Here is a 12,785-nt window from a genome sequence, read left to right as displayed (position 1 = left end):
GTGCCGGCATTGCTCTCCGTTTTGCGAGCGTTTACACTTAACTCGAATGGAGGAATGCACATGTTGGAACTGATTCCTTTTTTACTCGAACGACTCGGTATCATGATCATCTTAGCGTTCATCCTCGCCCAGTGGGGACCGACACGACGGTTGCTGCGTCAACCGGAAGCAGGCTGGCAATTCCGTGTCCTCGTCCTGTTTTTTGCGACGTACGGTATTTTAAGCAATTATACAGGGGTCAAAGTCGACTTAGCTGAATTCTTACCCCATGCTTGGCTCGAAGAAGTCGACGGGACATCAGCGATTGCAAATACACGAACGATGATCGTCGTCATCAGCGGATTGCTCGCTGGTCCGCTCGGTGGATTGATGACCGGACTAATCGTCGGGGTTCATCGGTATTCCCTCGGCGGATTCACAGCGTTCGCTTGTGCGCTTTCCACCGTCATCGCCGGCGGTGTCAGCGGTCTCTTACGCTCCTATTGGCGCGACCGCCTCAGTAGCCAAGCGTTATTGCCCGTGTGTTTGACTGCTTTTTTAATGCTGTTTGAAATGTCGTTGATTTTACTATTCGCCCGCCCCTTTGATGCGGCAGTCGAACTAGTCCAATTCATCTTCTTACCGATGACACTGATCAACGTCCTCGGTGTCTGGTTGTTCTTATCGATCATCCGCCTTGCTGCGCGAGAAGAGGAAACGGTTCGGGCACGAGAAGCCGAACGGTCGTTGCATATCGCCGATTTGACGCTTCCGCATCTGACGCGTGGTCTACATATCCATACGGCAGAAGCTGTCGCGGAAATTCTGTTGCAGCAAACGCGAGCCGAAGCCGTCTCACTGACGGATCGTTCCGTCATCCTGGCCCATATCGGTATAGGGAGCGACCACCATCAAGCTGGAAGTCACTGGACGACGAAACCGACTGAGCATGTCTTGCAGGACGGACAAGTTCGTCTTGTGACGGAACGACTCGATATCGGCTGTCCCGTAACGGATTGTCCCCTTCAAGCCGGCATCATCGCTCCGCTCATCGTCGGGGAAACGACGATCGGGACGTTGAAAGTCTATTATCCTCATGCCGAATTGCTCGACGCCGTCGAAGTCGAACTCATTGAAGGGTTAGCCAAATTGTTCTCGACACAACTGGCACTCGGGAACGCCCAGCGGCAAGCCGGTTTACTGAAAGATGCCGAGATCCGGGCACTCGAAGCACAAATCCATCCCCACTTCCTGTTTAATGCGATCAATACGATTTATGCACTGTGCCGGACGGATGTCGAACAAGCACGCACGTTGTTGCTCGAATTGTCGACGTTCTTCCGCAGTAACCTCCAAGGCGCACGATCGACGAAAATTCCGCTCCAAAAGGAACTCGAGCACATCGAGGCATACACATCTCTTGAAGCCGCTCGTTTTCCGAATCGCCCGTTTCTCGACATTGATTTAGCAGACGAGACGACGTCTTTACTCGTTCCACCGTTCATCTTACAACCGTTGATCGAAAATGCGTTCCTTCATGCGTTTTCTTCTGAACAGACAGGATATGTCGGTGTGACGGCATGGTGTGACGCAGACCAGCTGTGTCTCGAAGTCGTCGACAACGGACGCGGCATTGACGCTTCGCGCCTTGCTCGTCTCGGTCGAGAAGTCGTTCCGTCCTCGGGCACTGGTACCGCATTATTCAATACGGCAGAACGGATTCGAAGTTTATATGGTGAAAAGGGACAGTTTACGATCACGAGTGACGGTCAAAACGGCACAACGATCGCGATTCGTCTCCCGATTGAACTCAGAAAGGAGATCCAGCATGCGCACCTTGTTGATTGAAGATGAACCGCTCGCACGCGATGAGCTCCGTTATCACGTCACTGCAGCCGGTCTTGAAGTCGTCGGGGAAACCGGCAGTGTCGAGGAAGCTGAACGACTCGTTCGCTCCCTTCAACCCGACTTAGTCTTTCTCGATATCGAGCTAACGGACGGAAGTGGTCTTGAAGTCGCCAAACGCTTGAAATCGATGCCACGTCCTCCGGCTCTTTTGTTTGTGACGGCATATGATGCTCATGCGCTTGAAGCGTTTGAGCTCAATGCCTATGACTACATCTTGAAACCGTATGATCCGGCTCGGATTGTCCGTGCGATTGAAAAAGTTGCGCGACCGCTTCCGAAAAAAGCACCTCGACTTGAACGTTTAGCCGTCGAGACGGGCGAACAACTGAAATTATTGTCTCCTCAAGATATCGATTACATCGTCGCTGAGAACGGGAAGACGAAGATCGTCACGGAACATGGGGCGTATCCATCGAACGAGACTTTACTCGAACTCGAACGAAAGCTTCAAGATCATCGTTTTTTACGAGTTCATCGTTCGTATCTCGTCAACTTATCGGCAATTGACGCGATCGAACCTTGGTTCAACGGGGCTTACAACTTAAAGATTCATCGGATCGATGTGCCGGTCAGCCGGACGTATGTCAAACTACTGAAAGAAGCGCTCGGTATTTAAGCGCTTCTTTTTTGTGATTCAGGTGCCGTTTTCAACCTTTCATCGAACAAAAACGACAACTCATCTAAAAAATAAAGAAAGCGCTTCCGCTAATTGTATACTAAATCCATCATAGTTCATTCAAGAGGAGGAATTTTAGATGAGCGCTACTCCAATCGTTATTGCTGTCATCTGTATCTTATTAATCGCGTATCGTCTCTACGGCACGTTCATGGCCGCGAAAGTCTTAAAAATCAAAGATGATCGCGAAACGCCCGCTCATAAATTAGCGGACGGAAAAGATTACGTCCCAACGAGCAAATGGGTCTCGTTCGGACACCACTTCGCAGCAATCGCTGCTGCCGGTCCACTCGTCGGACCTGTCCTTGCTGCACAGTTCGGATATCTCCCCGGCTTACTGTGGCTTTTGATCGGTGCCGTCATCGGTGGAGCGGTCCATGATATGGTTGTTCTTTTTGCCTCGATGCGCCAAGATGGTCAGTCGCTGTCTGAAGTCGCTAAAAAAGAGCTGGGACCAGTCGCTGGTTTTTGTGCCGGACTTGCGATGCTCTTCATCATCACGATCACGATGGCTGGTCTATCGATGGTCGTCTTGCATGCCCTGGAACATAACCCATGGGGTACATTCGCTGTCTTCTCGACGATTCCAATCGCGATGTTCGTTGGGATTTACTTACGTAAAGGTGGCAATTTAGCACTTGCTTCAACAGTTGGTTTTCTACTGATTCTAGCTGCGATTGGTTTTGGTCCTCAGTTAACGGAAACATTCATCGGTGACTGGTTCGATCTTTCGTCCCGTCAACTCGCGATTGCTTTACCGATTTATGCATTCTTCGCTGCTGCACTGCCAGTGTGGCTCTTACTCGCACCTCGTGATTATTTATCGAGTTTCATGAAAATCGGTGTCTTCCTTGCCTTGATCGTTGGTGTCTTCATCATCAACCCAGACATTCGATTCCCAGCATTCACGAAATTCGTTGATGGTGGTGGTCCAATCATCGCTGGTCCAGTCTGGCCATTCATCTCGATCACGATTGCCTGTGGTGCGATTTCTGGTTTCCACGCTTTCGTTGGTTCCGGTACGACACCGAAGATGATCAATCGTTGGAGTGACATCAAACCGGTTGCCTTCGGTGCCATGCTTGTCGAATGTCTTGTTGCCGTCATGGCATTGATCGCTGCGACTTCTCTTGAAGTCGGTGATTACTTCGCTATCAACTCAACTCCTGAAGTATTCGCGACACTCGGCATGAGCACAGTCTACTTGGATGATCTATCCCGTGAAATCGGACTGGATCTTGCAGGTCGAACAGGTGGTGCCGTCTCACTCGCTGTCGGTATGACGTTCATCTTCCGCGCCATCCCGTGGTTCAAAGAGATTGCCGGTTTCTTCTTCCAATTCGTCATTTTGTTCGAAGCGGTCTTCATCCTAACAGCAATCGATGCCGGAACGCGCGTCGCCCGTTACTTGATTCAAGATTTCTTCGGAGAGTTCTACAAACCACTCAAACGTGTCGACTGGATTCCGGGTGCCATCTTCGCTTCGGCACTCGGGACGTTCTTCTGGGGCTATCTCCTGTTCTCGGGTGACATTGGTTCAATTTGGGCATTATTCGGGGTATCGAATCAGCTGATGGCGTCGATTGGCTTGATCATCGGAACGACAATCATCTTGAAAATCGCCGACAAAAAAATCTATGCCCTGACGACGTTTATCCCGCTCGTCTACCTTCTGATCACGGTAACGTTCGCGGATATCTGGATGGTCGCAAACGTCTATGCAAACTCGGATTCTCCAGGTTTCAGCATCTTGAATACGGTCTTGTCTGTAACGATGGGACTGCTCGCGATCGTCATCACGATCTCAGCCGTCAAGAAATGGATTGAACTGTTGAATTCACCACGTTGGGAAAATCAAAAACGATCTGCGTAAGCGGATTGGTCATATGACAAAAGGCAGTGGACGCATCCACTGCCTTTTTCGTATTTCATTTTTAAAACGGATTATAAAAGCGATTGCCATCATAGAAAGTGACAACGAAGGAGAAAACCGTTAATAATACTACGCAACTGATGGCGACATAATCAATCCGTGTCATCGTCTGCTGGTTGTACCACGTCCGCTTTCGTCCGGCACCGAATCCACGGAGATCCATCGCATTACTGACTGTCTCAATCCGTTCGAGACTCGTAAACAATAATGGAAGTAAAATCTGGATGCTATTACGCGCCCGCTGCCAAAGTGAGCCGTGTGAGACTGCAATCCCTCGCGCTTCCTGCGCATTCGCAATTGTCCGGAAATCAGATTGAACGTCCGGAATATAACGGAGCGCTAAGGAGACCGCAAATGCGATTTTATACGGAACACCAATCCGATTCAAGGAAGAAGCAAACTCCGTCGGATGGGTCGTGACGAGAAACAACACAGCAATCGGAACAATCACACTGTATTTTAAGATGAGATTAAACAGATAAAACACTTGTTCTGCTGTTACCGTAAATCGTCCAATACCCTCAAGTAACACGTGACGGGATCCGTAGATTCCAACGCCTTGCTCCGGTTCGAACAAATAAACGGCAAGCGCATTGATCAGGACGAATATCGCTGTAAAGATCAATACGAACCGAACTTCCCGATACCGGATACGCGACAAGCGGAATAATACGATACTGACTAACCCCATCACAAGTAAGACACGTGTATCATAGGTGAACATCGTCGCTGTCGTAAATAACAAGAATCCGATTAGTTTCGTCGTTCCCGTCAAGCGATGAATCGGTGACGTTTTTTCAATATAACCAAGCATTTCTACAGCCATTGTTCCCGCTCCTTTCGCTCCGTCGTAATCACGGACTCGACGAATCGTTCCGGATCGATGTCGAGGTGTTGCGCTATCGTAAAGAGCGATGTTTGTTTTAAATGGGCGTGATGCAGTAATTGTTCTTGATTCAGCAGTCCAAATGATGTCCCAGCATAACGGATACGCCCGGCTTGCACGAGGCAGACTTGATCGCTGTACTCTAAGACGAGGTGCATGTCGTGCGTGATGATGAGTAACGTCATCCCGTCCTGCTTCAATCCTTCTAAAAAGTCCATCATATCCGAATAATGACGGTAATCTTGACCGGCTGTTGGTTCATCGAGAATCAAGATATCCGGTCGTCGAACGAGAATCGAAGCAATCGTCACTCGTTTCTTCTGACCAAAACTCAGTGCTTGAATCGGCCAATTACGAAACGGATATAATCCGCAACGACGTAATGTCTGCTCGAGACGCTCGTTTTCTTCCGTCTCACTTAATCCGAGCGCCTGCATCCCGTAGCGGATTTCCTCCTGCACGAGGTGCTTCGAAATCATATGATTCGGATTTTGCAGAACGAATCCGATCGTCCCCGCCCGCTCTGCGATCGATTGGTTCGTGATGTCGGTTCCGTCAAGTAGGATCCGACCACCTGTCGTCCGTTGGTAACCACTCAACACTTTCGCAAGCGTGGATTTCCCGGCACCATTCTGACCGACGATCGTCGTCAGTGTTCCCTTTTGAAAAGAGGCTGTCACGTTCTCAAGCACCGGCGTTCCTTGGCGATAATGAAACGCCAACTGTTCAAGTTCGAGCCATGCAGTAGAGGTTACAGTCTCTTTTTGAGGCGCTTCCTCTAAACGCTCCAACACGTCCGTCTGATTGAACTGCTTTAAAAAGGGATCGATGCGGCTCGGCTGATCTGAAGGTTGAACGGCAAGCCCAGCCCAGCGCGCGGCACTGACATAGAGAGGTTCACGTAAAATCGCTTGTTGAAGCACGCCATTGCTTAAGATGACATCCGGATGGTCATCGGCAATGATTTCCCCATCGACCATGACGATGATGCGGTCAAACGGAATGACGAGTACATCCTCGATTCGATGTTCGACGACGATCAGTGTGCGGTTCGTATCACGTTGCAGTCGATCCATAAGCGCCATCGCTTCTTGTCCCGCTACCGGATCGAGATTCGCGAGCGGTTCATCAAACAGTAAAATGTCCGCATCTTCGACGAGGACTCCGGCTAATGCTGCCCGTTGCCGTTGTCCGCCTGATAGATCATTCAATCGTGCGTGCAAGAGCGTCTCGACATCCGTCATTCGTGCGACGCGTTCGACGATTTCCTGCATTTCTGGTCGCCTAGTCTGTTTGTTCTCGAGCGCAAAGGCGATGTCTTCGCCAACCGATAAACCGACGAACTGCGCATCTGGATCCTGTAACACCGTGCCAATATGCAACGAACGATCAAATAACGATAACTCCCGGGCATCTTGTCCTTTGATCAGGACCTGTCCTTCCCACGTTCCCGGGTACGAGAACGGAATCAACCCATTGATGCACTGGGCGAGCGTACTTTTTCCTGAACCCGACGGTCCAACGATTAAGATGCGTTCTCCTGCTTGAATCGTTAACTGAATCTGCCGGAGTGTCGGTTCCGACTGACTCCGATATGTAAATGAAAAATCCTGAAATTCAATCACGTTTGTCATGTCTTTCTCCCCCCAAGCCAAATGAGCTATGATCCTGCCGACTCTTCGCACAGGATCATAGCTCATTCGGTCAAACTTCGCGTTTCAAGCTGCCTGCTTTACTTCTTGTTTTGGCATACGTGACGAGCAACAACGTTCCAATGACACCGACTGTCAAGATATTTGATGTCGCAGCGACAGCACCTTGGACGAAGACTTTATTCGCTGGCTCCGAGTAAATTAAGATATCGAGTACCGGTGCGATGATGATCCAACCGATCGCTTGCACGATGGCTTGTGTCGCATTGAATAAGACGATTTTACGTGTCGTCAATCCACCTTCTTCTAAGCGAATCCGGTTAGCGATCAATCCGATACCAAACCCGACGAAGCCGGAGACGATGACCCAACTCCACCACGGGGAACCATATAAAATTGCATCTTTTAATCCATGACCGATTAAACCAATCAAACCGGCTGTGACCGGTCCGAACAAAACTGCCATGAATGCGAGAAATGCATAGGCTGTCTCGATTGACGTGTTCGGTACGCCTGTCGGAATCGCAGCGAATCGACTTAAAATGATGAATACAGCTGCTCCGATCCCGGTTGCGACGATCTGTTTTGTCGTAAATCCTTTCATGTTCGATCTCCTCCTTTGATTTGTTGTACGTTAACACTCCAATCATTTCCGATCCCAACCTCAAATGCATGCGCAAACGAACCTTGATTCAAGGCAAGAGCAATCTGATCTAGCGAATTGATGTAAACGACGCCTGAACCGACTGGTACGTCGGCGAACGAATGACCAAAGAGCAGTGTCTGTTCATAGACGATTCGTTCCCGATACGAAATCATTACCTTGACGTGGCTGCCGATGTCGAGACCCGCCTGACGGACGAGAGCGACTGGAATATTCGTCCAGACATTTCCGAAGCGAACATCGAGAATCTCGACGATACCAGTAACACCGCTGTCCGACGACGAGGCAACTGTCCGATCGAGCAAAACGATGTCCGAAGCAGGTAAAACAGGTCCCACTTCCTCGAAGGTGATGACATGGCTTGATAATCGAGCTCCCGTGAAGGCAAAGATATCTCGTCCGTGGAACGTATACGATTCCCCCATCCGCGGTAAGCGATGCCGTCGATCATCGAGTTGCCTCACTTCAGCAATGTATCCGGCTTGCCAAAGATGCGTCAACGTCCCGTTATCCGGTGTGATGATGTATTGATTCGCATGCGTCCGCGCGACGACACTCTTTCGACTCGATCCGACACCTGGATCAACGACAGAAACGAACACCGTTTGCTCCGTCCAGTACGGCACCGTCTGCAGTAACCGATAGGACGCTTCCCAAATGTGGAACGGTGGAATGTCGTGCGTCAAATCAAAAATCCGAATCTCCGGATTGATGCTGTGGGCTACTCCATACATCGCACTCACTGCCCCGTCACTCACGCCAAAGTCTGATTGCAATACCAATGCTTCTGCCATCTCGTCATCCTCCTCCTGCGCGAACGTCCCCACAAAAAAGACACCACGCCCTCATCTCTCAGGACGTGATGTCTGATCACGTGGTACCACCTTCGTTCATGGCTCAACTCACGTTCAGCCACCTCTAGGAGTACGAGACTCCATGGAATGCTAACGGTATCCGTCCTACCGGTCGGTTCTACTGATGAACACGGTTCACGTTCTTCCGACTGCTCCGGGACCATCTTCAAATGACGAAATCGTCTCATTTCCAGCAACAGAGACTCTCTATCGATTTCTGATCACTTTACTCTTCCCGTCTACGCATGCAGATTTAGTTGTCTGAAAATTTAAATTAATAGTACAACCGTTTCATTCCTGACGCAAGGTTTTTTATTCAGAAATTTTTAAATTCGTCGTCCGGATGTGTCCCCATGGTGACACATCCGCACGGACTTCTAGTGCTTTAGCTTTCTCGTATTGTTTTCCGCTTCCCTGTTCGACATAATACTGCGTCAACTGTGGAATCGACACGTATTGATCGTAATAGTCGCCAGCAACACTTCCGAAGAATCGTTCATTCGAAATCCGGTCGATTTGAGCATAACCAGAAGCATCTGTCTTGAAGCTGACATAAACACGTCCATTTTGAATCGTCGGACCTGGTTTTAAATCCGGATACTGAAGCATCACGTATTCACCGTAAACGGGATCAAACGGATCAAACGGCTCTGCCCGAAAACGGTACGATGTTCCGAACCAGGAGGTCGCAAAAAAGCTGACGATCAACAGACCAACGGCGCACGTCTGCAATACAGGCATTAGATAGCGCTTCATGACGTCACACCTCCTCTACGGCGTAACCACCATAAGACACCGGACAATAGGAAGATGAGGAGCGCACCGATGAGGAAAAACAAAGACATGTTCAAACGATCCCACGCATAGATGACGTATATCGCGATTTGAACGAGAATGAAATAGAGGAAGGCTGGCCAGATGACGGCATGACGACGTTCTTGATACAACAGATACAGTAGCGCGGATAGTTCAACGAGAATGGCGAGTAGAATGGCCTGTTCATCAAGCCACAGGACTCCAACGAATCCAAGCGGAACGATAAACAATAAGGAGCGACGTTTTTGATAGAGGAAAATTCCTAACCCGATGGATACGATAGCTAGCAGAATCGCTTCTGTCATGGATGGTAATGCGGCATTTGATTCCGCACGTACAGACAGATAGACGATCGAACTGATGGCAGCGACGACCAGATAGACCATTTCGACGATCCGACGATTGGACTCCTCACGAACAAGCCAGAGAACTGGAACGAGTAAAAACAGCGACCAGACCGGCCACAGGAATCCGTCATACGATACGAGGAGAAACAAGGAGAGACCACTGAAGAAGAGAAACAGCCAGCTAAACAAAAGCGATGGCAGACGTTGACTGAAGTAAAACCAACTGAACGACAACACGACCATCAGACCGAACGACGTCCAGTCGAGATAACTCGCCTGTTCTTGACCAAAACCACCGAGACTCGTGAAGATCGTCCATCCGGAAAGGAAGGCTACGACACCGTATGCTTCATGACGCCAAAGCATATAATGCACTAATGCGGCGACAAACATACACCAACTGAGCAGTGATCCTTCCATCGGCAAGTGAAAACTTTGAACAACTACGAGAATCGAGGCGCCAAACGCTAGGATTCCACCGATTCGAAAGACGACCGGATGAAGAATACGACGACGTTCCGAAAGATCCGCCATGATGTAACAAATCCACATGAGTGCTACGACAAGTCCGATTTTCCAGCCGATCGGCATCGCTTGCCAGTTGGCAGCTAAAAAGCTGAATACAGCCAAGACGACGAACGTACCCCCTACAATCAACAAGAGCGGGAGGCGTTGTTTCGTTGAATGTTGCTTTTCGTAGTTCATGATTCGTTCGACGGTTGATTCATCCAACAGACCCGCATCCTGCCACTCACGTATCTTGCGTAACTGCTTCACCGTACCCACCTCCTTCGAAGTGTTAGATACTTATTATTTTCCCGTTTTAACCCCGCCTCAAGCCCGGATTCACAAGGATTCCAAGCTATTTGTTCAGTTCGTCACAAAATGGTGACAGACGAAAAAAAGCAAGGAAGACTAGCTTCCTTGCTTTGTATAATCGATAGGTTAAACACGGAAACGAGCAACGAGTACCTGTAGCTCTTCTGCCATATCGGATAATGCTTTAGCGGATTGCGAAATCTCTTCCATCGCACTCAACTGCTCTTCCGTCGTTGCCGCCACTTGTTTCGACGCCGATGAATTCTCTTGCGCGATATGAGCGATTTCGGTTGCAGAGGCAGAAACCTCTTGAACGTTCGCTGCGATTTCCTCGACAGTTGCCGTCACGTCTTCGATTCGTGGTGTCATCTCTTGTGTCCGTTCGAGAATCTTCTGGAATCGTTCTGCTGATGCTTCTGTCGTCGACAAGCCAGCTTTCGTCTGTCCTGAGACTTCCTTCATCATCGTGACTGATTGATCCGTCTCCTGCTTGATGTTTTGAATGAGTTGCGCAATCTGCTTCGTTGAATCTTGTGACTGCTCTGCTAGTTTCCGTACTTCGCTTGCGACGACGGCGAAGCCTTTTCCGTTTTCGCCTGCGCGTGCCGCTTCAATCGCCGCGTTCAGTGCCAATAAATTCGTTTGTTCGGCAATACCGTTGATGACATCGACGATTTTTCCAATCTCATTCGAACGATGGGCGAGTGAACTGATGACACCACCAAAGTTTTGAACGGAGGCATCGATTTCTTTCATCTGCTTAACGTTCTGCAGGACAGCAACCGTTCCGTTCTCAGCTTCTGTTGCCGTTGAACGTGATAGCTCTGAGACGTCCGTTGAGCTCTCAGCGATCCGCATGATGCCGGCTGTAATCGACTGGAGCGAGACCGCATTCGCATCGAGTTGACGTTTCGATTGATCCGCCCCTGCTGCGACCTGTTGAATCGATCCCGCAATCTGTTCCGATGCGGACGTCGTCTGAGCAGAGTTCGCCATTAATTCCTGTGACGAACCGGCCACTTGTGTGATCGACTGATCGAGATTGATGATGATCGAGCGGAGTGAGTCGACCATGACGTTAAAGCTTTGTGCGACCTGTCCGACCTCATCGTTTGATTCAACGATGACCGGTTCCGTTAAATCACCAGACTGAATCCGTTCTGCTCCACGTGTCAAATGACCGAGTGGGCGAAGAATCGAGCGAAGGATGAAGTAGATGAAGACGGCTGCGACGAGTAACATTCCGCCAATGACAGCAAGCGTTGTCCACAGAATACTCGACGTCGCATCGGTGATTTCATGATCGTACAGGGTTCCGGCAACCTTCCACTTCGTTAAATCGTTCGTCATGAAGTCCATCTGTTTACCTTCATTTTCGAATTCATACGAAAATTGTCCGGCTGGGTCATCGTAGAGTGGCGCAACCCAGTTCCCTGTTGCCTTTTCACCTGGTTTTAGCGTCGGGTGCGTAACGAACTTCTTATTCGAATCGAGAATCGTCACATAACCCTCTTTACCAATTTTAATCTTTTTCGCGATTTCCGCGATGCGGTCGACATCGACATCAATCGCCACGACACCTCTTCCGTTGCCCGTCGTCTGCGAGAGCGTGACCATCATCTTGTTTGAGGCCGCATCAACGTAAGGATCGGTGATGACGACTTTTCCACCGGCTGCTTCCGCTGATTGATACCAGGGACGCTCACGTGGATCATAATCCTCAGGCATGACCTGTTCCGGGAAAATGTTCATATCCCCTTCCGTCGTCGCGAAATAGATGTTCGCTGCCTGCGGATGCATATCGAGATATTCCGTCATTTTTTCCTTCAACGCTGCATTTTGTTTTCCTTTTTGATAAAGCGTCCCGTCAATCCGGTCCGCAAAAAAGGCGACATCGCGTCGCATCGGATCAATGATATTCTGAATCTCATCGTTCATCCGATCGACTCCACCATGTGCCGATTGTAGAATTTGCTCCGTCATTGTTTGTTTCGCCTGATTGTAGGCAACAAATCCGATCACGAGCGCTGGGATTACTAATAGGAGAATCGATGTCAGAATTAATTTTTGTTTGATACTCATCGTTCGTTTGATCTTTTGTTCCATATGTCACTCCATTCTCGAGTGCAAGGACTCGCTATTCTACCTTCTTTATCGGAAGAATAGCGAAGAATATTCATAGTAAAAATAATAATCGTTCATTGATTCACATGAAAAAAAGACGACCCGTATGGAGTCGTCTTCCTTGGTA

10 protein-coding genes are annotated in these 12,785 nt (G+C 49.3%); 3 read left to right on the top strand and 7 right to left on the bottom strand.

Translation table 11 applies throughout. The features are described from left to right. The first annotated feature begins 60 nt into the window (after nucleotides 1–60). From KNQ09_RS12190 to KNQ09_RS12180, 3 genes are all read left to right on the top strand, one after another. Nucleotides 61–1,827, top strand: coding sequence for a LytS/YhcK type 5TM receptor domain-containing protein (locus KNQ09_RS12190; protein WP_214858687.1), 1,767 nt, complete (start codon nucleotides 61–63; stop codon nucleotides 1,825–1,827). Next, a complete protein-coding gene (locus tag KNQ09_RS12185) occupies nucleotides 1,808–2,503 on the top strand; it encodes a LytR/AlgR family response regulator transcription factor (RefSeq protein WP_214858686.1) in 696 nt (231 codons plus the stop codon). Before KNQ09_RS12190 ends, KNQ09_RS12185 begins: the two co-directional genes overlap by 20 nt. 139 nt (nucleotides 2,504–2,642) lie before the next feature. Continuing rightward, nucleotides 2,643–4,436: a carbon starvation CstA family protein gene (locus KNQ09_RS12180; protein ID WP_214858685.1), complete on the top strand. Its 1,794-nt coding sequence runs from the start codon at nucleotides 2,643–2,645 to the stop codon at nucleotides 4,434–4,436. A 61-nt stretch (nucleotides 4,437–4,497) separates the two neighbouring features. Here the strand turns inward: KNQ09_RS12180 and KNQ09_RS12175 are convergent, their stop codons facing one another. The 7 genes from KNQ09_RS12175 to KNQ09_RS12145 all read right to left on the bottom strand — a co-directional run bounded on the left by KNQ09_RS12175 (nucleotide 4,498) and on the right by KNQ09_RS12145 (nucleotide 12,616). Then, nucleotides 4,498–5,322: an energy-coupling factor transporter transmembrane component T family protein gene (locus KNQ09_RS12175; RefSeq protein ID WP_214858684.1), complete on the bottom strand. Its 825-nt coding sequence runs from the start codon at nucleotides 5,320–5,322 to the stop codon at nucleotides 4,498–4,500. Beyond that, nucleotides 5,313–7,016 (bottom strand): ABC transporter ATP-binding protein, encoded by a 1,704-nt coding sequence (locus KNQ09_RS12170; RefSeq protein WP_214858683.1) that lies wholly within the window; start codon nucleotides 7,014–7,016, stop codon nucleotides 5,313–5,315. The genes KNQ09_RS12175 and KNQ09_RS12170 overlap by 10 nt, the downstream gene beginning before the upstream one ends. Nucleotides 7,017–7,086: 70 nt before the next feature. After that, a complete protein-coding gene (locus KNQ09_RS12165; RefSeq protein WP_058704610.1) occupies nucleotides 7,087–7,638 on the bottom strand; it encodes an ECF-type riboflavin transporter substrate-binding protein in 552 nt (183 codons plus the stop codon). Then, nucleotides 7,635–8,492, bottom strand: coding sequence for an SAM hydrolase/SAM-dependent halogenase family protein (locus tag KNQ09_RS12160; protein WP_214772019.1), 858 nt, complete (start codon nucleotides 8,490–8,492; stop codon nucleotides 7,635–7,637). Before KNQ09_RS12160 ends, KNQ09_RS12165 begins: the two co-directional genes overlap by 4 nt. Before the next feature lie 372 nt (nucleotides 8,493–8,864). Continuing rightward, nucleotides 8,865–9,308, bottom strand: coding sequence for a GDYXXLXY domain-containing protein (locus KNQ09_RS12155; protein WP_214858682.1), 444 nt, complete (start codon nucleotides 9,306–9,308; stop codon nucleotides 8,865–8,867). Next, on the bottom strand, nucleotides 9,305–10,492 hold the full coding sequence (locus tag KNQ09_RS12150; protein WP_214858681.1) for a DUF2157 domain-containing protein: 1,188 nt from the start codon (nucleotides 10,490–10,492) through the stop codon (nucleotides 9,305–9,307). Before KNQ09_RS12150 ends, KNQ09_RS12155 begins: the two co-directional genes overlap by 4 nt. A gap of 168 nt (nucleotides 10,493–10,660) precedes the next feature. Further along, a complete protein-coding gene (locus KNQ09_RS12145; protein ID WP_251138193.1) occupies nucleotides 10,661–12,616 on the bottom strand; it encodes a methyl-accepting chemotaxis protein in 1,956 nt (651 codons plus the stop codon). Nucleotides 12,617–12,785 lie beyond the last annotated feature (169 nt).

The organism is Exiguobacterium sp. s191, from assembly GCF_018618955.1.
Taxonomy (GTDB): domain Bacteria; phylum Bacillota; class Bacilli; order Exiguobacteriales; family Exiguobacteriaceae; genus Exiguobacterium_A; species Exiguobacterium_A abrahamii.
Note: the sequence above shows the minus strand (reverse complement) of the source record. Positions and strands in the feature narration are given on the sequence as shown.